At 63.2% G+C, this 26,679-nt stretch carries 22 protein-coding genes, 1 other RNA gene and 1 pseudogene; 13 read left to right on the forward strand and 11 right to left on the reverse strand.

Annotation, left to right across the window (positions count from 1 at the left end; translation table 11 throughout):
* The first annotated feature begins 186 nt into the window (after nucleotides 1-186).
* Together JNC62_RS12660 and pncA are read left to right on the forward strand one after the other, a co-directional pair.
* Nucleotides 187-651, forward strand: coding sequence for a chemotaxis protein CheW (locus tag JNC62_RS12660; RefSeq protein ID WP_018326507.1), 465 nt, complete (start codon nucleotides 187-189; stop codon nucleotides 649-651).
* A gap of 123 nt (nucleotides 652-774) precedes the next feature.
* On the forward strand, nucleotides 775-1,407 hold the full coding sequence (gene pncA / locus JNC62_RS12665; RefSeq protein WP_374839260.1) for a bifunctional nicotinamidase/pyrazinamidase: 633 nt from the start codon (nucleotides 775-777) through the stop codon (nucleotides 1,405-1,407).
* 106 nt (nucleotides 1,408-1,513) lie between these two features.
* Here the strand turns inward: pncA and JNC62_RS12670 are convergent, their stop codons facing one another.
* Complete coding sequence (locus JNC62_RS12670; RefSeq protein WP_374839262.1) at nucleotides 1,514-2,005, reverse strand: CreA family protein; 492 nt, start codon at nucleotides 2,003-2,005, stop codon at nucleotides 1,514-1,516.
* A gap of 64 nt (nucleotides 2,006-2,069) precedes the next feature.
* Nucleotides 2,070-2,819, reverse strand: a complete 750-nt coding sequence (locus JNC62_RS12675) for a copper homeostasis protein CutC (RefSeq protein ID WP_374839264.1) — start codon at nucleotides 2,817-2,819, stop codon at nucleotides 2,070-2,072.
* 170 nt (nucleotides 2,820-2,989) lie between these two features.
* Between JNC62_RS12675 and JNC62_RS12680 the strand changes: the two genes are divergently transcribed.
* From JNC62_RS12680 to JNC62_RS12690, 3 genes are all read left to right on the forward strand, one after another.
* Nucleotides 2,990-4,411 carry an amidase gene (locus JNC62_RS12680; RefSeq protein ID WP_374839265.1) on the forward strand — a complete coding sequence of 474 codons (1,422 nt, stop codon included), beginning with the start codon at nucleotides 2,990-2,992 and terminating at the stop codon, nucleotides 4,409-4,411.
* 140 nt (nucleotides 4,412-4,551) lie between these two features.
* Nucleotides 4,552-4,755: a DUF1059 domain-containing protein gene (locus JNC62_RS12685; RefSeq protein WP_374839267.1), complete on the forward strand. Its 204-nt coding sequence runs from the start codon at nucleotides 4,552-4,554 to the stop codon at nucleotides 4,753-4,755.
* A 691-nt stretch (nucleotides 4,756-5,446) separates the two neighbouring features.
* Nucleotides 5,447-6,361: a DUF2778 domain-containing protein gene (locus JNC62_RS12690; protein WP_374839268.1), complete on the forward strand. Its 915-nt coding sequence runs from the start codon at nucleotides 5,447-5,449 to the stop codon at nucleotides 6,359-6,361.
* Between the two features lie 234 nt (nucleotides 6,362-6,595).
* Here the strand turns inward: JNC62_RS12690 and JNC62_RS12695 are convergent, their stop codons facing one another.
* The 4 genes from JNC62_RS12695 to JNC62_RS12710 all read right to left on the reverse strand — a co-directional run bounded on the left by JNC62_RS12695 (nucleotide 6,596) and on the right by JNC62_RS12710 (nucleotide 11,294).
* The gene (locus JNC62_RS12695; RefSeq protein ID WP_374839270.1) at nucleotides 6,596-7,030 is read right to left on the reverse strand and encodes a hypothetical protein; all 435 of its coding nucleotides are present in this window, start codon (nucleotides 7,028-7,030) and stop codon (nucleotides 6,596-6,598) included.
* Between the two features lie 146 nt (nucleotides 7,031-7,176).
* Nucleotides 7,177-9,786: an ATP-dependent helicase gene (locus JNC62_RS12700; protein WP_374839272.1), complete on the reverse strand. Its 2,610-nt coding sequence runs from the start codon at nucleotides 9,784-9,786 to the stop codon at nucleotides 7,177-7,179.
* Between the two features lie 156 nt (nucleotides 9,787-9,942).
* The gene (locus tag JNC62_RS12705; RefSeq protein ID WP_374839274.1) at nucleotides 9,943-10,659 is read right to left on the reverse strand and encodes a L,D-transpeptidase; all 717 of its coding nucleotides are present in this window, start codon (nucleotides 10,657-10,659) and stop codon (nucleotides 9,943-9,945) included.
* 227 nt (nucleotides 10,660-10,886) lie between these two features.
* Entirely contained in the window at nucleotides 10,887-11,294 is a 408-nt protein-coding gene (locus JNC62_RS12710) for a carboxymuconolactone decarboxylase family protein (protein WP_374839276.1), read from the reverse strand.
* A gap of 271 nt (nucleotides 11,295-11,565) precedes the next feature.
* Between JNC62_RS12710 and JNC62_RS12715 the strand changes: the two genes are divergently transcribed.
* Nucleotides 11,566-12,753, forward strand: a complete 1,188-nt coding sequence (locus tag JNC62_RS12715; protein ID WP_374839278.1) for an efflux RND transporter periplasmic adaptor subunit — start codon at nucleotides 11,566-11,568, stop codon at nucleotides 12,751-12,753.
* The gene (locus tag JNC62_RS12720; protein WP_374839280.1) at nucleotides 12,753-15,935 is read left to right on the forward strand and encodes an efflux RND transporter permease subunit; all 3,183 of its coding nucleotides are present in this window, start codon (nucleotides 12,753-12,755) and stop codon (nucleotides 15,933-15,935) included. The genes JNC62_RS12715 and JNC62_RS12720 overlap by 1 nt, the downstream gene beginning before the upstream one ends.
* Before the next feature lie 84 nt (nucleotides 15,936-16,019).
* Here the strand turns inward: JNC62_RS12720 and JNC62_RS12725 are convergent, their stop codons facing one another.
* The gene (locus JNC62_RS12725; protein WP_374839282.1) at nucleotides 16,020-16,277 is read right to left on the reverse strand and encodes a dynamin; all 258 of its coding nucleotides are present in this window, start codon (nucleotides 16,275-16,277) and stop codon (nucleotides 16,020-16,022) included.
* 174 nt (nucleotides 16,278-16,451) lie between these two features.
* Between JNC62_RS12725 and JNC62_RS12730 the strand changes: the two genes are divergently transcribed.
* Nucleotides 16,452-17,864 (forward strand): FAD-binding oxidoreductase, encoded by a 1,413-nt coding sequence (locus JNC62_RS12730; protein WP_374839284.1) that lies wholly within the window; start codon nucleotides 16,452-16,454, stop codon nucleotides 17,862-17,864.
* A gap of 141 nt (nucleotides 17,865-18,005) precedes the next feature.
* On the forward strand, nucleotides 18,006-21,707 hold the full coding sequence (locus tag JNC62_RS12735; protein ID WP_374839314.1) for an AsmA family protein: 3,702 nt from the start codon (nucleotides 18,006-18,008) through the stop codon (nucleotides 21,705-21,707).
* A 74-nt stretch (nucleotides 21,708-21,781) separates the two neighbouring features.
* Here JNC62_RS12735 and JNC62_RS12740 read toward each other — a convergent pair whose 3' ends face one another.
* The 4 genes from JNC62_RS12740 to ssrA form a co-directional block, all read right to left on the reverse strand.
* Nucleotides 21,782-22,027 (reverse strand): ribbon-helix-helix domain-containing protein, encoded by a 246-nt coding sequence (locus JNC62_RS12740; RefSeq protein WP_374839286.1) that lies wholly within the window; start codon nucleotides 22,025-22,027, stop codon nucleotides 21,782-21,784.
* Between the two features lie 106 nt (nucleotides 22,028-22,133).
* Entirely contained in the window at nucleotides 22,134-22,328 is a 195-nt protein-coding gene (locus JNC62_RS12745) for a DUF4169 family protein (RefSeq protein WP_374839288.1), read from the reverse strand.
* A gap of 15 nt (nucleotides 22,329-22,343) precedes the next feature.
* Complete coding sequence (locus JNC62_RS12750; RefSeq protein ID WP_374839290.1) at nucleotides 22,344-22,862, reverse strand: SspB family protein; 519 nt, start codon at nucleotides 22,860-22,862, stop codon at nucleotides 22,344-22,346.
* Nucleotides 22,863-23,032: 170 nt separating this feature from the next.
* Nucleotides 23,033-23,390, reverse strand: a transfer-messenger RNA (tmRNA) gene (gene ssrA / locus JNC62_RS12755).
* Between the two features lie 145 nt (nucleotides 23,391-23,535).
* Here ssrA and JNC62_RS12760 point away from each other — a divergent pair.
* The 4 genes and pseudogenes from JNC62_RS12760 to JNC62_RS12775 all read left to right on the forward strand — a co-directional run bounded on the left by JNC62_RS12760 (nucleotide 23,536) and on the right by JNC62_RS12775 (nucleotide 26,616).
* Nucleotides 23,536-23,847, forward strand: a complete 312-nt coding sequence (locus tag JNC62_RS12760; protein ID WP_374839292.1) for a DUF2853 family protein — start codon at nucleotides 23,536-23,538, stop codon at nucleotides 23,845-23,847.
* A gap of 102 nt (nucleotides 23,848-23,949) precedes the next feature.
* A pseudogene (locus JNC62_RS12765) lies at nucleotides 23,950-24,564 on the forward strand (thymidylate synthase); the annotation flags it as partial.
* A gap of 95 nt (nucleotides 24,565-24,659) precedes the next feature.
* On the forward strand, nucleotides 24,660-25,589 hold the full coding sequence (gene thyA / locus JNC62_RS12770) for a thymidylate synthase (protein WP_374839294.1): 930 nt from the start codon (nucleotides 24,660-24,662) through the stop codon (nucleotides 25,587-25,589).
* Nucleotides 25,590-26,109: 520 nt separating this feature from the next.
* Nucleotides 26,110-26,616, forward strand: coding sequence for a hypothetical protein (locus JNC62_RS12775; protein WP_374839296.1), 507 nt, complete (start codon nucleotides 26,110-26,112; stop codon nucleotides 26,614-26,616).
* Nucleotides 26,617-26,679 lie beyond the last annotated feature (63 nt).

A 26,679-nucleotide genomic window follows, 5' to 3' on the forward strand; every position in this document is an offset into this window, starting at 1 on the left:
CAATGCTCTGCAAAGACCTTGAAAACCGCCGATCCGGGTGTGCGGTTAGGGTTTGCTTAATCTCTCTCTGCAACGCTTCGCATGCGTATGGGCCGGAAACGGCCTTTCGGGCATGAGGTCCGCAGGCCATCAGGGCCTCTCGCGCATTTGCGATCCTGCCGCCGAAATCTGGGAAGAGTCCGAGCCATGTCCAACGCCATCAAGCAGTCCGGCGCCTATCTCGAAATTGTTTCGTTCCACCTGGGCGACCAGGAGTTCTGCATCGACATCATGGCCATTCGGGAAATCCGCGGCTGGGCGCCGGTGACGCCGATGCCGCATACGCCGCCTTACGTGCTCGGCCTGATCAACCTGCGCGGCGCGGTGATTCCGGTCATCGACATGGCTTGCCGCCTGGGCATGAAGATGACGGAGCCGTCCGAGCGCTCCGCCATCATCGTCACCGACATCGCCGGCAAGCTGGTCGGCCTGCTCGTCGAGCAGGTCTCCGATATGATGACCATCAAGAGCGAAGACCTTCAGCCGGCGCCGGAGATCATTCCCGAAGCCCAGCGCGCCTTCTGCCGCGGTATCGTCGCGCTGGAAAAGACGATGGTCTGCTTCCTCAACCTCGATACGGTCATTGCCGACGAACTGGCGCAGGCTGCCTGATCCGACCGATCGCCAATGCACGAACCAGCACCCCGGCAGGGATACCGCCGGGGTCTTTGCCATTGAGACTGTTGATTTCCTTGCGCCGGGATCCCACATCCTCCGCCAATCGGAGTCCTGACCATGAAATGCCTGTTGCTTGTTGACCTCCAGAACGGTTTCTGCCCCGGTGGCAATCTCGCCGTCGCGGGCGGTCACGAAGTGATCCCCGTTGCCAACCGGCTGATGGCGGAGGGCGGCTATGATCTGATCGTGGCCTCGCAGGACTGGCATCCCGCCGATCACGGCAGCTTTGCGTCGAACCACCCGGGCAGGCAACCCTTCGAGATGGGGGAACTTGCGGGCAAGCCGCAAATGCTGTGGCCGGACCATTGCGTCCAGCACACGGACGACGCCGCGCTGCACCCCGACCTCGACCGGTCGAAGATCGCGTATATCCAGCGCAAGGGCATGAACCGGCATGTCGACAGCTATTCGGCGTTTCGCGACAACGATCGCACGGCGCACACAGGCCTGGCGGAGTTCTTGAAAGGGCGCGGCGTCACCGATCTCGACATCGGCGGGCTTGCCACCGACTACTGCGTCCAGGCGTCGGCCATCGATGCCGTGGAGATGCTGCCCGGCGTGCGTGTCCGCTTCGTAAAGGATCTGAGCCGTGGCATCGATCCGGCCACGATCAAGGCAGCCGAGCAGGCGATGGCGGCGGCCGGCGTACAGACGGTGACGTCTGCGGAGATCCTGCACGAGGCTGGCTGAGGCCGCTGGGAACACAATCGCGGCAAGCGGACATTGCGCGATATCGGAGGGTCGCCAGAGCGGCCGACCCGGGCGCAGCGTCAGGACGCTCTTGCAAACGCAAATGTCATTGCGGCTTTCCGTGCGACCAGGTGACCTGCTCGCCAAACAGCGGCACCGTGGAGATCGACATCTTTGCCGATCCATCCGTCAGTTCCCGCGAGTGGGCCAGATAGATCAGCGTGTCGTTCTGGCGATCGTAGATCCGTGTCACGACCAGCTTTTTCCAGATCAGCGACAGGCCCGACTTGAAGACCTCCTCGCCACCCTTTGAAAGGCTGATCTTGCCGATGGTGATCGGTCCGGTCTGCTGGCAGGAGATCGCATTGTTGGACGGATCCTCGAACCAGTTGCCCTTCTGCAGGCGGTCGAGAACGCCCCTATCGAAATAGGTGACGTGGCAGGTGACGCCGGAAACCTCCGGATCGCTCACCGCGTCAATCATGATGTCATTGCCCATCCAGTCAACGCCGACCTCGCCGACGGTGTCGGCGGAGGCGGCTGTGGTGAAAAGGCAGAGGCTGGCAGCAAGGGCGAGGGGCAGGCGCAGGGCGGTCATCGATCGGTCTCCATCGTGGCTGTCCCTTTCAGGTAGGTGGACGGCAAGACTTTGCAACGCCGCGTCAGGCGTTCTTTGCCGCGGCGATCGTCGCACGCACGGCGTCGCGATCCGTCACCGTCAGCTCGTACTCGCGGTCCTTCTCCGTGCCGCCCATGCCGACATGCGGATTGCGGAAGCGCATGCCGCTTGCAACCGTCTTCAGCGCCGCGAAATGCAGTTCCTTCAATCCCGCGCCGTCGCGCACGGCCTTGATGTTGTCGGCATCGAGCGCGCCGCAACCCATGATGACGATGCGATCGCCCGCCTGTTCGGTCGCTTTCTTCAGGATCTCCAGCCCCTCAAGCGCCGTATCGCGCTGGCCGGAGGTCAGGACGCGGTCGACGCCGCAGCGGATCAAGGCCTCCAGCGCCTCTCCCGCGTCGGCGGTCATGTCGAAGGCACGGTGGCAAGTGACCGACATCGGCCGCGCTGCCTCGACCAGCGCCTTCATGCGTTCCTCGTCGATGCGGCCGTCCGGCGTCAGGCAGCCGATGACGACGCCGGTGACGCCTTCGGAGCGAAGGGCCAGGATATCGTCGCGCATCGTCTCGAACTCGGTCTGCGAATAGAGGAAATCGCCGCCGCGCGGCCGGATGATTACGTGGACCGGGATGCGAGCTGCCTTGACCGCCGCACGGATGGTCGCAAGGCTCGGCGTCAGCCCGCCTTCCACCAGGCTTGCGCACAGTTCGATGCGATCGGCGCCGGCCCCCTGGGCGGCGAGAAATCCATCGATGCCTTCGACGCAGAGTTCGATGAGCGGCACGGTCATGACAATACCCCTGAACTGATTCCGGGCACGTTAGGGCGGCCCGGTCGGATGGGCAATGGGGCTTTGATCGCGCCTTGCAAGGCAAACCGTGTATGAGAGCGGGGCCGCCATTTCCTCCGGGCGCGCGCTGCGCTATCCATCTGGCCAAGACGTGTCAGGGGGAGCGCATCGTGGACAGCATCACAGACCTTGGCGCCGTGCAACTGTCGGCGGCCATTCACGCCCGTGACGTATCGTGCCGATCCGTCATGGCGGCTTATCTGACGCGGATCCAGGCGCTCAATCCGAAAATCAACGCGATCGTCAGCCTGCGCGAGGAAGCCGAGTTGATGGCCGAGGCCGAAGCCGCAGACCGCGCGCTTGCGCAGGGCCGCTCGCGGGGATGGCTTCACGGCATTCCCTTCGCCGTCAAGGACCTGTCCGAGGCGAAGGGGCTGCGCTGCACCTACGGGTCGCAGAATTATCGGGATTTTGTGCCGGACTTCGACGACATCCACGTCGAGCGCATCCGCGCCGCCGGCGCCATCATCATCGGCAAGACGAACGCGCCGGAAATGGGGCTCGGTTCGCACACCTACAACGACGTCTTCGGCGCCACGCACAATCCCTATGACCGCAGCAAAAGCGCCGGCGGCTCATCCGGCGGGGCGGCGGCGGCGCTTGCGGCGCGGCTTGTCCCGGTGGCGGACGGCAGCGACATGATGGGGTCGCTGCGAAACCCGGCCGCGTTCAACAACGTCATCGGCTTTCGGCCGAGCTTCGGCCGCGTGCCATCGCTCGGCAATGAACTCTACCTCGGCCAGCACGCGGTGAACGGGCCGATGGGGCGCTGTGTCGCCGACGTGGCGGCGCTGCTGGCGACCCAGGCCGGTTACGATCCACGCGACCCGCAATCCCTGCCGACGGAGGATATCCTGCCGGCCGAGCGCGCCGATTTTTCCGGAGCGAGGATCGGTTGGCTCTGCGACTATGGCGGCCATCTGGCCTTCGAGCCGGGCGTGCTGGAGCTCTGTCGGGAAGCGCTTGGCGTGTTTCCCGCGCTCGGGGCTTCCGTTTCCGACGTGCAGGCAGGCTTCGATATGGACCGCCTCTGGTGGGGCTGGCGGACCTACCGACATTTTCTTGTCGCCGGCGGGCAGGGGGCGGACTACGCGGACGCCGCCCGGCGGGCGAAAATGAAGCCGGAAATGATCTGGGAGATCGAGAACGGGCTTGCCCTCTCCGCCGCTGACGTTCTCGCCGCTTCCGCTATCCGCAGCGACTGGTATCGCTATCTGCTGGGTCTGTTCGAACTCTACGATTTCCTCGTCCTGCCCTCGGCGCAAGTCTTTCCCTTCGACGTGGCGCTCCAATGGCCCAGGGAGATCGCGGGACGCGCCATGGACACCTACCACCGCTGGATGGAGGTGGTGATCGGGCCGACCATGGCGGGCTTGCCGGTCGCGGCCATGCCGGCAGGGTTCGGCGACAACGGCCTGCCGGCCGGCATCCAGATCATCGGGCGGCCGCGGGCAGACAAGCAGGTGTTGCAGATCGCCGCAGCCTACGAGACGCAGGTGGACTGGTTGCGGAGACTGCCGTTAATCACGTGAGCGGAAGGCAAGCGGAAGATGCGCGGAAGGCGACGGTTTGTGATTTGTCGATTTCTTCGGTGCGACGTATCCTTTCGGGCCGGCGCGCGGACCATGATTGTGAGGCGTGGCCGGCGAGCACACATTGTCGGGAGGTTTCGATGGGCCGGAAGTACATCGACTGCCGCGAATTTCCGAGTGACATGAAATGCACGATCGCGATATCGGCCGACAGCGAAGACGAGCTGATCGATGCGGCCGTGTTGCATGCGGTCTCCGTTCATGGCGAGCATGACACGCCCGCATTCCGCGCGGAAATCCGCAAGGCCGTCCACGACGGCATGCCACCGCTGAAAGTGGCCTGACATCTGCTGCCGGACGCGGCGTTCAATGCGTCCATCCAGCTTCAGCGCCGCCGTGTCGGCATTGGCCGCCTGACGCGGGGTTCTGCGTTGGCCGCTTTAGATGGTTAACGCGCTAAAAAATCTAGACATCGATCAGCAACGGAAGCGGCAATCTACAAATTGCGGCCGTATCTGAAGTTGGCCGAATAACCATCGGAAAAGAAATATTTTTTTTGCGGATCGCGTCGTTCCCGCAACCATCCCCCATGCTTTTTGTCAACCCCCGTAAAGGAATTGCTTACCATAGTTTGACACTATTTTCGTCATTGTTTCGACCGGTGCGCATGGCACGGGGCGCTCTGGTCCGGGCGCGTCGACGCCGAATACCGGTCCCGACGACAATCCGTTTGATTGGCGCCGGATCGAGTCACCAGTAGTTTGGGTAACGAGTATCATGGCGTCTGTCATCGTTGCGTGCAGTGAGTTCCAACCCCGTCGCGGGGCTTTCCAAATCCTCAAAGGATCACGTGGCCTGCTCTTCGGAGCCGTTGCTGTTTGCCTTGGCATCGCAGCGTCGTCCTGGATCATCGCCGCAGTGGCCACCGCGCAGGCGATGGCGCCGGCAGCTTCGGCCGAGAAGGCGAGCCGTCTGCAGGTTTCCCTTATTCGTCCAGCCGCGGACCATGCGGTGCCGGTCCAACGGAACATCCGGGTGCGGAAGTTCGAACGGCTTTCGAAAACGCCGGCCGATCAACTCTGGCCGGCCGGTCTCACCGCTGAAGCGATCCAATCGCATCAACGCAAGAAGAACGCGATCGCGACGATGAGGTTGGCGATGGAGGCGGTGCAGAGCCAGAACCCGCCGACCGTCGTTGCCGCTTCGCAGGTCAGCAACGGCGTTGTCGCCGAAGCGCGGAAGGATACGCTCGTGACGGCACTTGTCGACCCCGGTTCGACGAGCGACGCGGCGCTGGGCAAGCCCTTCAGCCTCGTGATGAGCGAAGAGACGCATCCGCTTCCCGATACGATCCCGCTGCCCGAAGGACGTCCGAAGATGCTTGCGAAGGCGACGGAAGACAAACCGGACCGGCGCGAGGGCAAGCCATCCGTGAAAGAGCTCGCCTATGCCAGCCCGGCGGTCGACAGCGACGATGAGGTGCGCGAAAAAGTCCGGCCGAGCTGGTTCGGTTCGCGAAACCGCGCCCGAGGACGCACCGCATACTATGACATTGCGGCCGGTGTCGTGCACCTTCCAAACGGGGAGCGGCTCGAGGCACATTCCGGCATCGGCCAGATGCGCGACAATCCGAAATACGTGCACATGAAGATGCGGGGATCGACACCGCCGGGCGTCTTCAAGCTGTCGATGCGCGAGAAGCTCTTTCATGGCGTGCAGGCGTTGCGCATGACGCCGGTCGACGGCGTTCATCCGCACGGGCGCACGGGTCTGCTGACCCATTCCTATCTGCTGGGCCGCAATGGCAATTCGCACGGTTGCGTCGCGTTCAAGAACTATCCCCGGTTCCTTGCGGCCTATAAGCGCGGCGAGATCGATACGCTCGTCGTCGTGCCGAGCATGAATGCCGGCAAGAGCCAGTTCGCCTCACTGTTCGGCAGGCAGGGATAGTCAGGGAATCGAAGCCGCAGACGCAGGAACCCTTCCGCCGGCCTGGCAAATGTGACCGGCGGCCTCGAGTCATCGGCAACGCGCACACGGTATCTCGCCGTGTCTAAATACCCGGCGACGCTGTCAATCTTTTGCGCCCGAAACAGCAGCGTCGCGCACCAAAGCGCTGTCGCGCTTCCTGCCCGCATGCAATTCTGTTTTTCGAAGACCGCTTCTGATCCTCGATGCCGGGCGCTAGGCCATGAACAACCGACGCAGGGTGGCGAAGAAGCCGGGCGACTTGGGTGCAAGGATTGCCCGGATCTGTGCCGCTGCCGTTGCCGCGCTTACAGCCGATCCATAGTGGCAGTAGCAGATGACCTCGTGCAACTCGTCGTCCGAGAGGTCGAAGAACCGCCGTGCTTCGCCATAGGTGTCGTCTGCCAGCCCTGCTGCACGCAGAACGGGATCGGCGTAGGCGACGGAGATCGGCGAACCATCGCCGCGCATGTTCGCGCGGACGCTCGGTGACTGATGCTCGGTCTGGCGCAGGGTCGACAGGTGCCAGTGCGGATTCTTCTCGAGGAGTTCCGCCCAGCGCTCGAGCCGCTCCTTGCGGGTCATGGTCTGAGCCGGATAGGTCTCGACTTCTGCAACAAGCCGTAGTTGTTCCACTGTTTGATGCTTCATCTTGGACTCCCATTCAGAGGATGGATGCTCCGCCCCCCCCAATGCTATGCAGCCCCTAGGCGAAGGGTGACTCCACTGCGAGCAGATGTCCAATCACGATCGAAGGCGGGCCAAAAAGAATGGTCCCCTGACGGCGGGCGGGCCGTCTACGCCCGCTCCACGAAGCCGTCCAGCACCCGCTTCTGCCCGGCGCGGTCGAAATCGATCGTCAGCTTGTTGCCCTCGATCGCGGCGATGTTGCCGTTGCCGAATTTCAGATGGAACACGCGGTCGCCGACCGAAAAGCGCGACGGTTCGGTCGTCGTCGACTTGGCGACGAGTTCACCTTCGATCGTGCGGGCCCGCGGCCCGCTCTCGCCGTAACCGATGCGCTCGACCGCGTGGCCGGAGCGGTTGCCCCAGTTGTCGCGCGTGGCGTCGGTCTTGTTCTGCTGCGCGCGGCGCCAGCCGGGGGTGGAGTAGCTGTTCTGGAACGGCTCCTGCTTGTCGAAGCGCGATTGACCGTAACCGCCACCGCGTCCGTAGCCGCCGTAAGACTGGTCGGATTCGGCCACCTCGACATGGGCCTCGGGGAGTTCGTCAAGGAAGCGCGAAGGAATGGTCGACTGCCACAGGCCGTGGATGCGGCGGTTGGAGACGAACCAGATGTGGCAGTTGCGCTTGGCCCGGGTGATGCCGACATAGGCGAGGCGCCGCTCTTCCTCCAGGCCGGCGCGTCCGCCTTCGTCGAGCGCACGCTGGTGCGGGAACAGCCCTTCTTCCCAGCCGGGCAGGAAGACGGTCTCGAATTCGAGGCCCTTGGCGGAATGCAGCGTCATGATCGAGACGGCGTCGAGATCCTCGTTCTGCTCGGCATCCATGACAAGCGCGACATGCTCGAGAAAACCGCGCAGGCTCTCGAACTGCTCCATCGAGCGGATGAGTTCCTTCAGGTTCTCCAGCCGCCCCGGCGCCTCGGCCGACTTGTCGTTCTGCCACATCGCGGTATAGCCGCTCTCGTCGAGGATCTGCTCGGCAAGCTCGGTGTGCGGCATGGTTTCCAGCAACCCCTGCCAGCGCTTGAAGTCGGCGACGACGTCGAACAGCGCCTTGCGCGCCTTCGGCTTCAGCTCGTCGGTCTCGATGATGTCGCTGGCGGCGGCCAGCATCGGAATGTCACGGGCGCGGGCGTAGTCGTGCAGGTTGCGAATCGTGGTGTCGCCCAGGCCGCGCTTCGGCGTGTTGACGATGCGCTCGAAGGCGAGGTCGTCGGCCGGTTGGCAGACGAGGCGGAAATAGGCCATGGCGTCGCGGATTTCCAGCCGCTCATAGAAGCGCGGGCCGCCGATGACGCGGTAGTTCAGGCCGAGGGTGACGAAGCGGTCTTCGAACTCGCGCATCTGGAACGAGGCGCGCACCAGGATCGCCATGTCGTTGAGGTTGTGGCGCTTGCCGTTGCGATCCGGGCGCTGCAGCGTCTCGATCGTCTCGCCGACGGCGCGCGCTTCCTCCTCCGAATCCCAAGCGGCGTGGACGACGACCTTGCCGTCCTCCGGATCGACGCGATCGGTGAACAGCGTCTTGCCGAGCCGGCCCTCGTTGTGGGCGATCAGGTGGCCGGCGGCGCCGAGGATATGGGCGGTCGAGCGGTAGTTGCGCTCCAGCTTGATCACCCTGGCACCGGGAAAATCCTTCTCGAAGCGCAGGATGTTGTCGACCTCGGCGCCGCGCCAGCCGTAGATCGACTGGTCGTCGTCGCCGACGCAGCAAATATTTATTTGCTGCTTTTCATTTGCGCTCACGGCCGCATCGCGCCTACCGGCGCTGGCCTGCGCGGGCGCGGGCGAAGCGTCGCCCGGCCAGCTATCGCTGGCTCGGCCTTCGGCCGGGACCGACGCCCGACCCGAGGATTGCGATCGCTGCGCCAAAAGCCGCAACCACATGTACTGGGCGGTGTTCGTGTCCTGATACTCGTCGACGAGAATATAGCGGAACTTCTGATGGTACTCCCGCAGGATGTCCGGATGGGCGCGGAAGATGCGGATCGGATGCAGCAAGAGGTCGCCGAAGTCGCAGGCGTTGAGCGTCCTCAGCCGGTTCTGGTAGGCGGCGTAGAGCTCGCGGCCCTTGCCGTTGGCAAAGGCGCGGGCGTCGCCCTCGGGGATCTGCGCCGGATCGAGGCCCTTGTTCTTCCAGGTGTCGATCATGCCGGCGAACTGCTTGGCCGGCCAGCGCTTGTCATCCAGCCCCTCGGCCTGGATGATCTGCTTGATCAGCCGCACCACGTCGTCGGTGTCGAGGATGGTGAAATCGGATCGCAGCCCGGCCAGTTCGGCGTGGCGGCGCAATAGCTTGACGCCGATCGAGTGGAAGGTGCCGAGCCAGGGCATGCCCTCGACGGCGCCGCCGACCAAGAGGCCGATGCGCTCCTTCATCTCGCGGGCGGCCTTGTTGGTGAAGGTCACGGCGAGGATCTGCGAGGGAAAGGCGCGGCCGGTGGCGAGGATATGGGCGATGCGGGTCGTCAGCACGCGCGTCTTGCCGGTGCCGGCGCCGGCGAGCACCAGCACCGGGCCGTCCAGCGTCTCGACCGCCTCGCGCTGCTCCGGATTGAGGCCGGCGAGGTAGTCGGGGGCACGGTGCGCATCGCGGGCGGCCATGGCGCGCGCGGCAATGCCGCCGGAGGCCTGGCCGGGCTTTTGGCTCGGGGCGTGGGCCTTCTTCAGCGCCGGATCCTCGTCGTCGAAGAAGGGAATGTCGTCGTAACCGCTCATCATGCGGCCCAATGTAGTGATTCGGGGGCGAAAGGCCAGTTTCGCGTTCTTCTTTTATTCCGTGATTTCGATCGCAGGCACGACGGTGTGGACGGCCATGCACCCGTCGGCCGCTCCGCTGCCGGTGCAGGACGCAAGGCCTGCACCGGGGAAGGCGCATCAGGACTGATAGAGGGTTTCCTGGTGGACGACGATCCGGGCGTGATAGGGTACGCGCTTGTATAGGTCGATCACGTCCTGGTTCATCAACCGGACGCAGCCAGCCGAGACGGCCTTGCCGATTGATTTCCACTCCCGGGTTCCGTGCAGTCGGTACAGCGTGTCCTTGCCGTCCTTGAAGATATAGAGAGCACGTGCGCCGAGCGGGTTGCTCACTCCGGGCGCCATGCCGCCGTTGGCGATGGAGTATTTCTCGAGTTCGGGCTGGCGCTTGATCATTTCATTCGGCGGCTTCCAGCGCGGCCAGGGCTGGCGCCAGTGGATGACGCCTTCGCCCTGCCAGGAAAAGCCGTCGCGGCCGATGCCGACGCCGTAGCGCATTGCCGTGCCGCCCGGCTCGACGAGATAGAGGAAGCGCGACGGCGTGTCGACGACCACGGTTCCGGCCGGCTCCCCGGTGGGGTTCGCAACGCGTTGCCGGTAGAACTTGGGATCGATCTGCTGGTACGGAACGGCGGGAATCGAGTGACCGCCATCCTCGACCGGGCCGTACATGGCATCCAGTTCGGGGTTCGTCGGAGGTACGGTCGGACGACGCGGCGCCTGTGGGATGGGCGCGACCTTGCCGCTCGGTGTTGTGGTGGTACAGCCCGCCAACGCCGCGGCAGCGGCAGTCAAAATGAACGTTCTCCGGGACGTAAGAGATGCAGACGACATTTCAGGGAGTTTCTTTCCGGGAAGGGTGTGTGCAGGCCGTTGCCTACCCATGTTCCCGACGGCATGACAAGGCTCGATGGCGATCACATCTTTGTCATGGGAATGATGTCGCCAGAACTGTGTCCGATATGCCGCGGAGGGAGTAGAAGGGACCGCGGCCGGGGACCCGCGGCCGGGCGGCACGCACAGAGATCGTTCGGGCCGACCATGGATGCGGCGTTGCCGAATCAGTTCCGGTCGGCGTCGAATGCCGGATCGACCGGCACCTGCAGCGCGGTTGCCAGCTGGTTCGTTTTTGCGGCGAGCGCGATGATCGACATCAGTTCGGCGTGTTGCGCGGCACTCATGCCCTTCGCCTTTGCCGCTGCGGTATGCGAGTGAACGCAGTAACTGCAGCCGTTGGTGGCCGATACGGCGATGTAGAGCATTTCCTTGACGAGCGGATCGAGCGTCGACGGTGTCGCCATGATCGCCTTGACCTCGCGCCAGGTGTTTTCCAGCAGGGCGGGGTCGTAAGCAAGGTAGAGCCACATGTTGTTGATGAAGTCGGAATTGCGCGTGGTGCGGATGTCGTCGAAGACGGCCTTGACGCGCGGATCGGTCTCCGGGTCGGCGGCGGGCTTGACGGTGCTCATGGCGTGCCTCCTTGCAGATGGGACATGTTTGGCGGCGTGAAGCCCGCCGACGATAACAAATCTTGCACGAGTGTCGGAACGCGCAGTTGGCGACGGCTTCCAGCGCCAGCGGCGGCTGCGATCTATAGTGGTTGCAATCGAACCTTCGCGCAAATCTTACAATTCCGTAATGATCGCATTCTTTCATTGCCGGTTCATGGGCAAGACACGATACTTGCCCTATACGGCAACCGCGCCGACGCGGAGCGTCGACCCTTGCCCGGAGAGTTCAATGCGCCTTTGGAAACAATTTCTGGTAAGCCTTGCCGTGGTCGGCGCGGGCCTGCTCGTCTGGGGCCGGCTGGCGCCCGGGGCAGGAGACGCCCTCAAGTCGGCCGGCCTGCCGGAAAGTCTGGTCGCGCTCGTGGCGCCGAGCAGCGCCGTTGACGGCGGCAAGGCGGGCAAAGGCGGGCAGGGCAATGGCCAGCGCGGCGGTTTCGGTGGGCCGACGCTGGTGGTGACGAAACCCGTGCAAATGACCCTGGTCAACGACCGCCTCAGCGCCATCGGCGACGGCGAGGCGATCCGGACCGTGGTCGTTACCCCCTATTCGAGCGGCAACCTGACACAAGTCGTGGTGAAGTCGGGCGACCGGGTCACGCAGGGCGAGCTGATCGCCCAACTCGACAACGACGAGCAGAAGATCGCCGCGGATCAGGCTCGCCTGACCCTCGACCGGGCGAGGGACAAGCTGAACCGATACGAAAACCTCAAGGCGGCCGCGGCCGTCACCGATGTTGCGATCCAGGACGCGCGCGATGAGTTGAAGGCAGCGGAACTTGCGTTGCAGAAGGCCGAGCTTGACCTGCGCCGCCGCGACATCAACGCGCCCTACGCCGGCATTGTCGGCATCATTTCGGTCAATCCGGGCGACTATGTCACCACCTCGAGCGAAATCGCGCGCATCGACGACCGCTCCGAGATCCTCGTCGACTTCTGGGTGCCCGAGCGTTTCGTGCCGAAGATCCGCGCCGGTGGGCCGGTGTCGGCGACGGCGATCGCGCGGCCGGGCGAGGTCTTTACCGGTTCGGTCGAGGCTGTCGATAATCGGATCGACCAGGCAAGCCGGACACTGCGGGTACGCGCGCGCATCGACAATCCGGACGACATTCTGCGCGCCGGCATGTCCTTTTCCGTCACGATGCATTTCGAGGGCGATCGCTATCCGAGCGTCGATCCCCTGGCGCTGCAATGGAGTGCCGACGGCTCCTATGTCTGGCGTATTGTCGATGACAAGGCGCAGAAGGTCCCGGTCAAGATCATCCAGCGCAACCCAGACAAGGTTCTGGTCGACGCCGAGCTGGCGGAAAACGAAGTCGTGGCGATCGAGGGCTTGCAGCGGCTGCGTAGCGGCAGCGACGTCAAGATCCTCAGTGTCGGCAAGGATGCGCAGCAGCCCCCGGTCGCGGAGGGCACGTGATGGCAGAGCGGCAAGCCGTTACAGACATGCGTGGCGGCCAGGCGGGCTTTACCGCACTCTTCGTTCGTCGCGCCGTCTTTGCGCTCGTCGTCAACACCCTGATTGTCGTTGCCGGGCTCGCCGCCTTCAACGGCGTCGAGATCCGTGAGCTGCCCTCGGTCGATCAGCCCGTGATCACCGTCACGACTGTATTCGAGGGGGCTTCGCCCGAAACGGTGGACCGCGAACTGACCGACGTCGTCGAGGGGGCCGTGTCGCGGGTGCAGGGGATCAAGGACATTTCCTCCACCTCGTCGTTTGGCCGCAGCCGCGTGACCCTGCAGTTCAGCGACACGACCGATGTGAGCCAGGCGGCGAACGACGTGCGCGATGCGCTCGGGCGCGTGGCCAACCAGCTTCCCGACGGTGCCGAGGAGCCGCGCGTCGTCAAGGCCGACGCCGACAGCCAGCCGATCATGCGGCTTGCGCTGACCTCCGATCGCCTGTCGATGGAGGACCTGACGCTTTTGGCGGAGAACGAGATCACCGACCGGCTGGCGGCCGTGGAGGGCGTGGCCGACATCGACGTTTCAGGCGAGCAGGAAAAGGTGTTCCGCGTCGATATCGACCAGGCGAAGCTCGCAAGCCGCGGATTGACGATCGGCGATCTGAGCACGGCGCTGAAGACCGCCTCGTTCGACGTGCCTGCGGGCTCGCTGACCAGCATGAACCAGGACATCACGGTTCGCGCGACGGCGGACCTCGCGACGCCTGAAGACTTCGAGAACCTGATGCTGCAGAACCGCGTCAGGCTCGGCGATATCGCGACGATCACGCTCGGGCCGGACGACGGCACCACAGCGCTTCGCTCGAACGGGCGGCAGGGCATCGGCCTCGGTGTCATCCGCCAGGCGCAGTCGAATACGCTCGACATTTCCGCCGGCATCCGGGCAACCGTCGAACAGCTCAAGAAGATCCTGCCGGAAGGGACCGAACTGCGCGTCACCAGCGATGACGCGGTCTTCATCGAAGGCGCGCTCCACGAGGTGGAGATCGCTCTGTTGGCCGCCGTTCTGATCGTGACGTTCGTGATCTATCTGTTCCTGCGCGATTGGCGGGCGACGCTGATCCCGACGATCAGCATGCCGATCGCCCTGATCGGCACGATCGCGGCGATCTATCTCGCCGGCTTCTCGATCAACATCCTCACCCTTCTGGCGATCGTGCTCGCCACCGGCCTCGTCGTCGACGACGCGATCGTCGTGCTGGAGAACATTGTTCGCCGTCGTGCCGAGGGCCTGGGGCCGCGGGCGGCCGCGGTGCTCGGAACGCTGGAGGTGTTCTTCGCGGTCATCGCCACGACGGCCACCCTCTGCGCCGTCTTCGTGCCGCTCTCGTTCCTGCCGGGCCAGACCGGCCGGCTCTTTCGCGAATTCGGCTTCGTGCTGGCGTTTGCGCTGCTGCTCTCCGGCTTCGTGGCGCTGACGCTCTGCCCGATGCTCGCCTCGCGCATGCTGACGAAGGAGGCGACGGACCATGGCCATGGCGGCATTCTCGGGCGTTTTGGCGATCTCTGCGCCGCCTTCTATCGCCGCTCGCTGAAGGCCTGCCTGAATGCGCCTCTGATTGTCTTTGTGGTCGCGCTCCTCTTCACCGCTTTCGGCGCCGGGTCCTTCCTGACGCTCAAGTCGGAGCTGACACCGAGCGAGGACCGCTCGCTGGTGATGATGCGCATCAGCGCACCGCAGGGGGTGTCGCTGGAGTATGCCCAGGAACAGATGCGCTTGATCGAAGACAAGCTCCGCCCTCTCTACGAGGCGGGCGAGATCATCAACATCTATTCGATCTCCGGCCAGGGCGGGTCGACCAACAGCGGCTTCATGGTTCTGACGCTGGCGCCCTGGAGCGAACGCGATCGCAGCCAGCAGCAGATCGTCGCCGACATCAACGCGGCCGCCGCGCAGGTTCCCTCCGTCCGCGCCTTCGCGATCCAGCCGAACAGCCTCGGCATCCGCGGTGCCGGAAACGGGCTGCAGGTGGCCCTCGTCGGCAACAACTACGAGAAGCTCGGCAATGCCGCGGCCGAGTTGGTGCGCAAGATCGAGGACAGCGGCCGCTTCGAGAACGTGCGTTTGAACTATGAGGCCAACCAGGCGCAGCTTTCGGTGACCATCGATCGCGAACGGGCTTCCGACCTCGGCATCGATATTAATGGGCTTTCCTCCGCCCTGAAGGCCATCATCGATGGCTCGAGCATCGTCGACGTCTATGTGGACGGGCAGGCCTATCCGGTGATCCTGTCCTCGACGACCAATCCGGTCAACGATCCGACCGACCTTGAAAACATCTTCCTCAAGACGGGCGACGGCAAGATCGTGCCGATGTCCTCGATCGCCACGCTGAAGGAGCAGGCCGTGGCCCCGCAGCTGTCGCGCGAGCGGCAGTTGCGCGCCGTATCGCTCTCGGCCGGCCTGAAGGACGGATTTGCGCTCGGTGATGCGCTGAAGATGGTCGAGCAGATGGCCGAGCCGTTGCTGCCCGAAGGGTCGCGCCTTATCCCGATGGCCGAGGCGGCGACGCTCGACGAAAACGCCAACGGGCTGTTCATCACCTTCGGCTTCGCGCTCGTCATCATCTTCTTGGTGCTTGCGGCCCAGTTCGAGAGTTTCGTCAGCGCGTTGATCATCATGACGACGGTGCCGCTCGGCCTTGCCTGTGCCGTCTTCGCGATGATCCTCACAGGCACGTCGCTCAACATCTACAGCCAGATCGGGCTCGTGCTCCTCGTCGGCATCATGGCCAAGAACGGCATCCTGATCGTGGAGTTCGCCAATCAGCTTCGCGACCGCGGACAGGACGTGCGCAGCGCCATCGAAAATGCGTCCAACATCCGCCTGCGCCCGGTCATGATGACGATGATCGCAACGATCGTCGGTGCCTTGCCGCTGGTGCTGGCGAGCGGAGCGGGCGCGGAAGCACGGATCGCGCTCGGCTGGGTTCTGGTCGGTGGCCTCGGACTCGCGGCCATCGTCACGCTGTACCTGACGCCGGTCGCCTATTTGACCATCGCCCGGTTCACCAAGCCGCACGCCGACGAGGAAAACCGCCTTCGGATGGAAATGGATGCGGCCAGCGGGCCGAAACTGCGGCCGGTCAAGCTGGCGCAACGGGGCGCATCGCCGGGGTCGCAGGCAGCGGAATGATATGCGCAGCCTGACTGGCCGCTAAGTCTGTTCGATATCTTGACGGCAACCGGGATCGCCGCGTCGGCGGGTGATCTTGTACCGTCAGTTGCCCGTTCCGGTCTGTGAACCCTCCGCCGGTTTTGTTTCCGTCGTCGTGGTGCCCGGGGCAGGTGTTGCGGGTGTGGGCGATGCGGGTGCCGTGGTGCCCGGAGCCGGGGCGGAGCCCGACTGTTCGGTTGCCGGCGCCGGCGCCGTGCTCGTGGCGGTCGTCGTACGTTCGTTGAGCATTCTGTAGCCGAAGAAGATAACGATCAGGACAATGATGAGGGCGACGATTGTCCATACATTGCGCGGGTTCATGGCTGAACTCCTCTCCATCCATGCGTGCAATTATCAACCAAAGCGATGTGTTTTACATTTAATAACATAGCGTCGTTCGGGCGGACGGACTGTCTCTGTCCGCGGTCGAAACTTGTTATGGACACGCGCGTGGAATTTTGCCCATAACGCCGCGACGAGAGGCGGAGGACGAGCATGGCTCTATCGGATATCAGCGCAGGTGAGCGCAACGAAGAAGCGATCTCAACCGCAGTCTCGGCGTTTCGGCAGGTCTTCGGCATGCGTTTCCAAACGGGTGAGGCAATACGGGCGCAGCACGCCCACACGACCACCTACATTCCCGCACAGGCCCCCGATGGTGTGCTGTTCGCCGAGAGCGCGGAGGATGTGAAGACAGCGGTGCGCCTGTGCGCCGAGCACAAGGTTCCGATCATCCCTTACGGCACCGGCTCCTCGCTCGAGGGACAGGTCAACGCGCCGAACGGCGGCATTTCGATCGACTTCGGCAAGATGAACCGTGTGCTCGAACTGAATACCGAGGATCTTGATTGCACGGTCGAGCCGGGCATCACCCGCGAGGAGCTTAACGCCCACTTGCGCGACACCGGCCTGTTCTTCCCGATCGATCCCGGGGCGAACGCCTCGATCGGCGGCATGGCCTCCACGCGCGCATCCGGGACCAACGCCGTGCGCTACGGCACGATGAAGGACAATGTCCTGGCGGTGACGGTGGTGACGGCCAAGGGCGAGGAAATCCGCACCGCGCGCCGGGCACGGAAGTCCTCGGCCGGCTACGACCTGACGCGCCTCTATGTCGGGTCGGAGGGTACGCTCGGCGTGATCACCTCCGTCACGCTGCGGCTGCAGGGCATTCCGGACGTGATTGCCGGCGGCATCTGCGGTTTCCCGACGCTGAAGGACGCCTGCAACGCCGTGATCATGACGATCCAACTCGGCATCCCCGTGGCGCGGATCGAACTCGTCAACGCGCTGCAGATCAAGGCCTGCAACGCCTATTCCGGCCTGACGCTGCCCGAGCAGCCGACCTTGTTCGTCGAATTCCACGGTACCGGGGAAAGCGTCGCCATGCAGTCACGCCAGTTCGGCGAAGTCGCCACCGAATGCGGCGGCGGCGACTTCCAGTGGACGTCGGATGCCGAGGAGCGGGCGCAACTGTGGAAGGCCCGCCACAACGTCTACTGGGCGGCCAAGGCACTGCGGACCGGCGCCTCCGTACTGGCGACGGACGTCTGTGTCCCGATCTCGCGGCTTGCCGACTGTGTGGCGGAAACCGAAGACGATATTGAACGGCACGGACTGCTCGCGCCGATCGTCGGGCATGCGGGCGACGGCAATTTTCATGTCAGCGTCGTCTTCGACGACAAGGATCCGGCGGAGATCGACGCGGTCGAGGCCTTCGTGGCGCGGCTGAATGCGCGCGCCCTTTCGATGGACGGCACGTGCACCGGCGAGCACGGCATCGGGCAGGGCAAGCAGGCCTTCCTGCCGCGGGAGCTTGGCGCGGCAGTCGACGTGATGCGGCAGGTCAAGCTGGCGTTGGACCCGGATAACATCTTCAATCCGGGAAAGATTTTTCCCTTGCAATGAGACAGATGCCGATGATCCTGCGTATAGTCGGACCGACGGTGCCTGCTGGGGGCGGCGAATATGCAATGATGCGCGCGCGATCCCGGCCCTGGCGCGGAATATGAATTGGGTCACGGGATTGGCGGCGTGCTCTCGCGGGTAATGTTGGCGATAGGCGGTCTGGTGGTGCTGGCGCTGTTTGCAGCCCTGCTCGCGCCGCTTTTCGTCGACTGGACCGGGTTCCGTCAGGAGTTCGAACGCGAGGCCAGCCGCATCGTGGGGCGGAAGGTCGTCGTTCACGGCAGCGTTGACGCCCGCCTCATTCCCTTTCCCTCCGTCACGCTGAACGACGTGCGCGTCGGCGAGGAGGACGGGACCGAGCCGTCGGTCACTGTCCGCCGCTTCTCGATGGACGCGGAACTGGCGCCCATTCTCAGCGGCGAGGCGCTGATCTTCGACATGCGTGTCGAGGAACCGAAGGTGCGGTTGACGCTGCTTTCCGATGGCACGCTCGACTGGGCGCGCGGACGCAAGGCCGACATTCCGACCAAGACCGTTGTTCTGGAAAATGTCGAGGTGACGGGCGGCGAGATCGAGTTCATCGATGAACAGGCGGGTCGGACGCGCCGCTTCACCGGGCTGGATGCGCGGCTGTCGGCGCGCTCGCTCGGTGGTCCCTGGCGCATCGACGGGCGCGGCGCGGTCGACGGCACGACAGGCTCGTTCCAGATGTCGACCGGGCAACTGGACGACAACGGCGTGCTGAAGCTGAAGACGCGGATCGTACCGGACGGTTTGTCGTTCACCGCCGATCTTGACGGCGACTTGAAGGTCGTCAATTTCCGGCCCCAGTATCGCGGAACGTTTGCGCTTGCCGAAAAGAAGGGACCGGACGGTCGTGATCCGGCCAAGCCGCTGGGCGTCTCGGGAGACTTCGAGCTTTCCAACGAACGCTTGCGCGTCCCCCAGTACACGCTCGAGGCGGGCGATCCGGCCGATCCCTACATCGTCACGGGCGAGGCGACGCTCGACACCGGTAAGGCGCCGGAGTTCCTCCTGATCGCCGACGGCCAGCAGATCGACGTCAACCGCATCGGCAATAACGGCAGGCAGGGCAAGACGGGACGCAACCCGGAAGCGACCGCCCGCCAGCGCCTGCAGGGACTGCTGGCGATCCTGGCCGATATTCCCGTGCCGCAGGTGACCGGGCGCGCGAGCCTGAAGCTGCCGGCGCTCGTGATCGGCGACACCACGGTGCGCGAGGTAATGCTCGACGTCGAGCCCGACGGGGACGGCTGGATCGTCGCTCGCGGCACCGCACAATTCCCGGGCCGCACGACCGTGGAGGCGAAAGGGCGGCTTACGCTCAAGGGCAGCCGCCGTTTCACTGGCGCCTTGCTGGTTGCCTCCAACCAGCCATCGGGCTTTGCTGCCTGGCTCGCAGGCTCCGTCGATCCGGAGATCCGCAAGCTGAAGAGTGCCGGTTTCGCCGCCAAGGTCGACCTGACCGCTGAACTGCAGCGATTCGAAAATCTTGAGCTTGCTGCCGGTGCTACAACCCTCAAGGGCCGGATCGAGCGGCAGTCGCGCCAGGGGGAGGCGCCGGCGCTGTCAATCGAGCTGGGCGGCAACCGGGTGGAGATCGAAACGCTTCAGGCCCTTGCCGGTCTGGTGGTCGGCGACGCCTCGAGCGCCGCGCTGCTGCACCATTCCATCGCGATCGACCTGAAGGCGGAGCACTTCGCCGCATTTGGTGAGGAGGCGCGCGACGTCCGGGCCGTGATGTCGTTGCGCGACAGCGTGGTGAACGTCAGTCGCCTCGATGTGGGGTCAGTTGCAGGAGCGGCTGTGTCGGTCAAGGGGCAGGTTGGCGGAACGGTTTCCTCGCCCTCCGCGGGGCTGGACCTGTCCCTGCGCGCGGCGCGAATGCAGCCGGTGTTTGACCTGCTCGCGCGGCATCTTCCGCCGCATCCCGTGCTCGACCGTCTGGTCGGGAGCGCCGGCTACTACGACGACGCCGATCTGAAGATGACGCTGGCGCTGCCCGGCGACAGGAGCGGTCCGGTGGGCATCATCCTTGCCGGCAACGTGAATGGCGGGCGTGTCGATGCGCGCGTTTCCGCCGGCGCCTTCGGCGACTTCATCGCCGGCGATAACATCGAGGCGGGGATGACGCTGGAAAACCCGAACACGGTCGTGCTTGTCGGCCAGCTCGGGCTCGGTCCGTTGCCGTTCGATGCGGAGCCGAACGGCATCGTCGCGATGAAGATCGGGCAGTCGAAGTCCGGTCCGGCCGATGTGACGCTCTCCTTCACCACGAGCGGAACCTCCATCCGCGCGGACGGCAGGGTCGACCTGACGGCGTCCCATTTCCTCGACGGGCAACTGGATATCACCGCCAGTTCCGGAGATATCGAGCCCTACCTCCTGATGAACGGTGTCGTGTTGCCGCAAACAGGGGCGGGGCTGCCTGTCGCGCTGACGACGAAGGCGATTATCGACGCGACTTCGGTCCGGCTGGAGGACATCCATGGCAAGATCGACCGAAACGGCCTGTCCGGAATGCTCGTGCTCGACCGCGCGGCGCCGGTCCTCAAGGGCAGCGGGAACCTGACCTTCGACACGATCGATCTGGCCTGGCTGGCGGAAGGCATATTGGGGCCGGTCGACGATGCCGGTGGCAACGGCTTCAATCGCGCGACGCTGGGCGTTCCGACCCGCGACAACGCCGATCTGACTGTTCGCCTCGCGGCGCAACAGTTCTGGACGGGACTTAATGAACCGGTGGAGCATTTCAATGCGGTGCTGAACTGGACGGGCGGCGGCCTGGGCCTCGACGACCTGGCTGGAGACTGGCTTGGCGGTTCAGTTGGCGGCCGGTTGAAGCTCGCCAATGCCGAGGGCAATGGATTGCTGGAAGCACGCCTGAAGCTGAGCGGCGCCGATGTTTCGCGGTTGGTGTGGGCGGGAGCCGAAGGTCCGGTAGCGGCGGGGGCGGCTGACATGACCCTCGCCCTCGATGCTTCCGGCAACAGCGTTGCCTCGATGCTGGAGGCCACAAGCGGATCGGGCGAAGTGCACACCGAAGGGCTGACGCTGGGCGGGATGAGCAGCGACGCCTTCGGTGCGATCCTCGCCTCGGCCGATGCTGTCGAGGGCGACATCACCGAGACGAAGGTCGACGCGATTGCGCGCGCCCAGGCCCTGCGCGGCGAGGCACGCCTCGGTGCGGTGGCGATCCCCTTCACCATCGCTTCGGGAAAGCTTCGCGCCGAGGCGATCACGGGTGGGGACGGTGCGGCAAACTTCGCTGGCGAGGCGGAAATAGACCTGCCCGGGCGTGTGCTTACGGGCCAGATTGCCATGCGGCTTGACGCCGGCGAGGAGGCGGTGGCGGGCGGAGAGCCGGAAATCGTGCTCGCCTTCGAGGGGCCGATCACCGCGCCGACGATGCGCATCGATGCGCAGCCGCTCAGCAACTACCTGTCGCTGCGCAAGTTCGAGCGCGAGCGGCGCCGGGTCGAGATGCTGCAGGCAACCGTGCTGGAGAAGCAGCGCCTGCGGCGCGAGGCGGCACTCTATCGGTCGCGTGCGCAGGCCCGGGCGGCGCTCGCCGAAGCGATGCGCATCCAGGCGCTCGAGGAGGAGCGCCGGCGACAGGCGGCAATGGAACAGGCCGAGCGCGATCGACTGGAACGCGAGGCGAGGATCGAAGCGGAGCGCCGGGCGGCCGAGCAGGCGCGACAGTCCGTCGCGCCTGGCACCGGAATCGGGGTCAGCCCCAATCAGGGCGTGATCCGCGAGGATTTGCCGCCCATTAGCGGACAGGACCTGAATTTTGATGCGCTGCCGGGCGTGAACTGAACACTTCAGCGAAGCAGCAAGCGCAGCCGCCGCGACCGGAGTCGGTTGGCGGCGATAGACTGCCGTCTCCCGCGTTAGCCCGAGCACTCCTCTGGCGGCGCCATTTCCCCGATCTGGGCCTTCACCGCGTCCAGCACGTAGACGCGCAGCGCCGAGGACAGATTGCTGTCGGCCGGACGCGAATCGTCGATCTCCGACAGGAGCGCGGCGAGCGGAATCCCGCGCCTTGCCGCAATGGATTTGAGTTCTACCCAGAACGGCTCTTCCAGGGAAAAGCTGGTGCGATGGCCGTGCAGTGTGGCGGAGTGCTTGCGGATCACCGCTGGGCTCACATTCCGATTCAAGGTGTTGGAGGATCGATTCAGTGCGTCATCGCAAGGTATTGAAACGGCACCACTTTCGCGTAAACGGCGACGAGGCGCGCCATCAATCGGAGTGGCCGTCCGTCTTCTCGAGCCGTCCCTGATCGAGCGCTTTCGCCGCCTTGTCGTTCAAGGCCCGGGTCAGGTTCTTTTCGGCTTTCGTGCGGCCGAAGGAAATCCTGTTCTGCTCGGCCTGGCGCTCCTTTTCGGAAACCACCTTCTGTTTGCGGAACTGGCGGAGATTGACCACGTCGCTCATGCCGCCTCCAATCGATCAGTTCTTCTTGCGAAAGGAATCGAGCGAGACGACCGAGCCACCCGGCTTCTTGCCGTCGTCGTCACCGCCGGCGTTCGGGGTCTCGTCGACCGCTTCCTCGGCCTTCTCGGCCGGGTATGCCGTGACCTCGGCGGCGTCGTTCTCTTCCTCCTCGCCTGCGGCGACGTCGAACTCGAGTTCGAAGCTGACGGAGGGATCATAGAAGCCGCGGATGGCGTTGAACGGGATGACCAGCTTTTCCGGAGTGTCGGAGAAGGAGAGGCCGATCTCGAACTGGCTCTCGGTCACCTTGAGATCCCAGAACTGGTGCTGGACGACGATGGTCATCTGCTCGGGATACTTGGACTTCAGGTGCTGCGAAATGCGCACGCCGGGCGCGCCGGTCAGGAAGGTGATGAAGAAATGATGATCGCCGGGCAGATGGCCGGTTGCCGCCACTTCGCTCAGGACCTTGCGAATGACGCTGCGAAGGGCGTCCTGAGCCAATATGTCATAGCGGATGTGGTCTTGCGCCATTACAGCCTGTCTTTCCTGATCGTCTCTTTTTTTGCCTTTTGCCGAAAACCGTCGACGGCGTCAAACGTCGATCGGCTGTTTCCAGTCGGTTGTCCGCCGGATCGAGCCGCGCCGGAGCGTCGCGAGTCATCTTGGAAGACAGCTATAAACCATTTCGGGTGAGGGGAGAAGGTGAAGGCTTCTGTTGCCAGGTGCCTTCGGACCCCGCCTTACGGTGCTACCCGCAAGGGCTTGATTTGAAGTGTCGCACTGCGATTAAGCAGCGAGACGTGCTTCAGCATAGTTGTCGTTTGCAACTACATTTTTGACCCGATAACGGCGGTATCATGCCGAGCAAAAAGTCGATCTTTACGCCCTTGTCGATCCTATTTCGCCCCCATCAAAAGCCGATCTGCTGCCGATCGGTTTTTGGTGGAGGCGCCGGGTACCGCCCCCGGGTCCAATGGGTTTATTACACCGCCCGTTTATTGCCATAGCTGCCAAGGCAGCACCCGACATATAGGAGCTTCGTGCCCGTCTGAAAAGGTCCTTGTGGCAAATCTTCAGCCGTTTGCCGGAGAATTCGAACCACACGTTCATTTGCGCTTGACTTGCCATCTTGGCGCGAAAAGACTGTTTTCCGGTGGTTCACGTGCCGCACAGGTTGTTGCCGAAAACGATAGAGGAGGACCGCATGACCGACTATCTGGCAGACGTGCGCAAATACGACAGCAGCGCCGACGAAGCCGTGGTGAAGAAGATCGTCAGCCATCTGGGAATTGCGCTGCGAAACCGCGACTCCTCGCTCGTCTCCTGCAGCGACCCCGACGAACTGGAGCGGGTCAAGGAGAAGTGGTGCGCCAAGAAACTCGGCGTCACCGGAGAGGCGGCGGACAAGGCGGTGGAAAAGGTCTGCGCCGCGATGGCGGACGACCGCTCGAAGTCTCGCGTGACCTTCTATTACCTGACGGCGAAGGAACTGGGCAAGCTCTCCGCGCTCGCCTGAGCGTGCTGCCATCGAAAAGCCGGGAAAAGGCGGTCTGTACCATTGGTCGGCCGCCGTCTTCGCCCTAGACTGGAGCGTGAACTCCAACCGACGGCCGTCCCCATGCAGCAATATCTCGATCTTCTCGCCCATGTGATGGAAAACGGAACCGACCGTTCCGACCGGACCGGAACCGGAACGCGCTCCGTCTTTGGCCATCAGATGCGCTTCGACCTTTCGGAAGGCTTTCCGGTCCTGACGACGAAGAAGCTGCATTTGCGCTCGATCATTCATGAATTGCTGTGGTTCTTGAGGGGGGAGACGAATATCGCCTATCTGCGGGAGAACGGCGTTACCATCTGGGACGAGTGGGCGGACGAAAAGGGCGAGCTCGGGCCGGTGTACGGCTACCAGTGGCGGTCCTGGCCGACCCATGACGGACGCCACCTCGACCAGATTGCCGCCGTGGTCGAGAGCATCCGCAAGAACCCGCATTCGCGGCGCCACATCGTGTCGGCGTGGAACCCGGCGCTGGTGGACGAGATGGCCCTGCCGCCGTGCCACTGCCTGTTCCAGTTCTACGTGAATGACGGGAAGCTGTCCTGCCAGCTTTACCAGCGTTCCGCCGACATTTTTCTTGGAGTGCAGTCGTTTTCCGACATCAAGTCCGTACATTCTGTTCTAACTAATTGGCTCAAAAGATTTTTCTCGGTACAAGGATCGGTACTGGTACACTCAGCTGCTTAACCGCCACAATATCTTTCTTCTACTCGATGTCTTGCTGGTCACTGTCGCCGTTGACACACTTGTTTGGCTCACACAGGAAATCCTAAATGGCCCGCCATCCCGAATATCAGTATCTCGATCTTATCGAACACCTGGTGGAAAAGGGTGATCGCCGTATCGATCGCACTGGTACCGGAACGCTTTCGACGTTCGGCGCGATGATGCGGTTCGATCTCTCTGATGGTACCTTCCCAGTCTACACCACCAAGCGTGTCTTCTGGAAAACTGCGGTCAAAGAGATGCTCTGGTTTCTAACGGGGCAGACTAACATCCAATCGCTTCTGCGCGAGAATGTCCGTATCTGGACCGACTGGCCGTTGGCGGCTTACCGCAAAGCTACAGGCGCGGAGATCTCTCAGGAAGACTTCGAGGCCAAGATCCTCGCCGATGACGAGTTTGCACAGAAGTGGGGCGATCTCGGTCCTGTATATGGAAAGCAATGGAGGCGTTGGGTTGACGCCCACGGCAAAGAGCACGATCAGATCGCTGGTGTCATCGAGACGCTGAAGACAAATCCTGCCAGCCGTCGGATGCTCTTCCATGCGTGGAACGTTGGCGAGCTTGATCAGATGGCGCTTCACCCGTGCCATATGACCTATCAGTTCTATGTAAGCGATATGCCTGATAGCACGGCAGAGACGTCCGCAAAGGGCAGGCTTTCTCTCCTCGTTGGCCAGAGATCATGTGACATAGGTTTAGGAAACCCCTTCAACATCGCTCAGCAAGCAGCGCTGCTTCACATGGTTGCGCAGCAGGTCGATATGGTGCCGAACGAGTTGGTCTGGGTAGGTGGCGACGTTCATCTTTATCTCAACCATATTGATTACGCCCAGACGATTTTAAGTAGGCAGCCAAAGCCGTTTCCGAAACTTTGTCTTGGACGTCGCCCGGCGTCAATTGATGACTATAGGATTGATGACTTCATTGTCACTGGATACGATCCGCATCCGGCCATCGATGTTCCAGTCGCCGTCTAGCCCGCTGGAGATCTCTGATCGATCGATCAGCTGGTAGTCTATCAAGCGGTCAGCCAACAAGGCTTCGATTTTTTAGGACTTATCCCATTCGAGGTATCTCTTATGGGCGAATTTCCCCACGCGCGTCGCCACGCTAAAAACTTGGTTCGATGAGGTGAGCATGCTCGGCCAAGTCGTTGAGTGTGTGACAACATAACGGGGACTATGAGTGACGCTACATAGAAATATGCCTTCGGAAATGTCTGACGATCCTTGGAAGCAGAGGTACGTGCCGGAGGAGGTTGCGCCTGAGGTTGCAAGAAGATTCCCCATTCTCGCTGTCCATCAGAGTTACGAGCCCGGTTCGCTGAAAGCGAGGCTCGTGCATTCACTCAACGAATGTTTAGAAAGAGGGCACTTCCCTCGATCACATAATAGATTGCGGATCAATCGATCTCGCTTTGCTCGGCTACTTGGGGTCGCGAAAGAAGCGCTTTTCAGATACAACGCTATATTTTCATCTTATGACGAAGTCCTTGAAATGGTAGAGCCCCTCGAAGCCTTGCTTGGCGGCGAGCATTGCGACCCTGTCTCCGAAGTCGGTGAACGTTTGGACAGCCGAGATGTCGCAAGCCAGGTTGTGGCTCGCTTTCCTGAACTTGCCATTCACCAGGACAATGAACCTGGCTCGACCCGCGGCCAACTCGTACGATTGCTCAACGAGTGCGTCATGGCTGGGCATTTTCCCAAAGCTCAAAAGGGGCGTATAGATCGCGAGCACCTTGCGGAGCGGCTTCAGACATCCGTGGGTAGTATCCGCAAGTACAAAAGTATCCTCGCGTCATACGACTCTATACTTCCTCACTTCGCACCTGCCGATGACATCGCTGACGAAGTGAAAAGGCGCTTTCCCAATCTCGCATTGCATCAGTTCTATCCGGCGGACTCGACCAAAGGCAAGCTGGTCAAAATGTTGAACGAGTGTGTGTTAGCAGGGAGAATTCCCCGATCCACCAATGTAATTATGATTAGTCTGACCTGCCACTGAGAATTTCCTCCAGAATGGATTAGAGTCCGGCCCATTGAGGACGGACGCATGAAGAAGCAGAGA

It is taken from the genome of Mycoplana ramosa (genome assembly GCF_041930185.1).
GTDB classification, from domain to species: Bacteria; Pseudomonadota; Alphaproteobacteria; order Rhizobiales; family Rhizobiaceae; genus Mycoplana; species Mycoplana ramosa.

Bases quoted from the DNA above. Each gene is read 5' to 3' on its own strand.
- JNC62_RS12775 (WP_374839296.1), top strand. From the start codon at position 26,110: ATGGTAGAGCCCCTCGAAGCCTTGCTTGGCGGCGAGCATTGCGACCCT.
- JNC62_RS12750 (WP_374839290.1), bottom strand. From the start codon at position 22,862: ATGGCGCAAGACCACATCCGCTATGACATATTGGCTCAGGACGCCCTT.
- JNC62_RS12670 (WP_374839262.1), bottom strand. From the start codon at position 2,005: ATGACCGCCCTGCGCCTGCCCCTCGCCCTTGCTGCCAGCCTCTGCCTT.
- JNC62_RS12730 (WP_374839284.1), top strand. From the start codon at position 16,452: ATGGCTCTATCGGATATCAGCGCAGGTGAGCGCAACGAAGAAGCGATC.
- JNC62_RS12710 (WP_374839276.1), bottom strand. From the start codon at position 11,294: ATGAGCACCGTCAAGCCCGCCGCCGACCCGGAGACCGATCCGCGCGTC.
- JNC62_RS12700 (WP_374839272.1), bottom strand. From the start codon at position 9,786: ATGATGAGCGGTTACGACGACATTCCCTTCTTCGACGACGAGGATCCG.
- JNC62_RS12715 (WP_374839278.1), top strand. From the start codon at position 11,566: ATGCGCCTTTGGAAACAATTTCTGGTAAGCCTTGCCGTGGTCGGCGCG.
- JNC62_RS12760 (WP_374839292.1), top strand. From the start codon at position 23,536: ATGACCGACTATCTGGCAGACGTGCGCAAATACGACAGCAGCGCCGAC.
- thyA (WP_374839294.1), top strand. From the start codon at position 24,660: ATGGCCCGCCATCCCGAATATCAGTATCTCGATCTTATCGAACACCTG.
- JNC62_RS12660 (WP_018326507.1), top strand. From the start codon at position 187: ATGTCCAACGCCATCAAGCAGTCCGGCGCCTATCTCGAAATTGTTTCG.
- JNC62_RS12725 (WP_374839282.1), bottom strand. From the start codon at position 16,277: ATGAACCCGCGCAATGTATGGACAATCGTCGCCCTCATCATTGTCCTG.
- JNC62_RS12685 (WP_374839267.1), top strand. From the start codon at position 4,552: ATGGGCCGGAAGTACATCGACTGCCGCGAATTTCCGAGTGACATGAAA.
- JNC62_RS12720 (WP_374839280.1), top strand. From the start codon at position 12,753: ATGGCAGAGCGGCAAGCCGTTACAGACATGCGTGGCGGCCAGGCGGGC.
- JNC62_RS12745 (WP_374839288.1), bottom strand. From the start codon at position 22,328: ATGAGCGACGTGGTCAATCTCCGCCAGTTCCGCAAACAGAAGGTGGTT.
- JNC62_RS12705 (WP_374839274.1), bottom strand. From the start codon at position 10,659: ATGTCGTCTGCATCTCTTACGTCCCGGAGAACGTTCATTTTGACTGCC.
- JNC62_RS12675 (WP_374839264.1), bottom strand. From the start codon at position 2,819: ATGACCGTGCCGCTCATCGAACTCTGCGTCGAAGGCATCGATGGATTT.
- pncA (WP_374839260.1), top strand. From the start codon at position 775: ATGAAATGCCTGTTGCTTGTTGACCTCCAGAACGGTTTCTGCCCCGGT.
- JNC62_RS12695 (WP_374839270.1), bottom strand. From the start codon at position 7,030: ATGAAGCATCAAACAGTGGAACAACTACGGCTTGTTGCAGAAGTCGAG.
- JNC62_RS12735 (WP_374839314.1), top strand. From the start codon at position 18,006: ATGTTGGCGATAGGCGGTCTGGTGGTGCTGGCGCTGTTTGCAGCCCTG.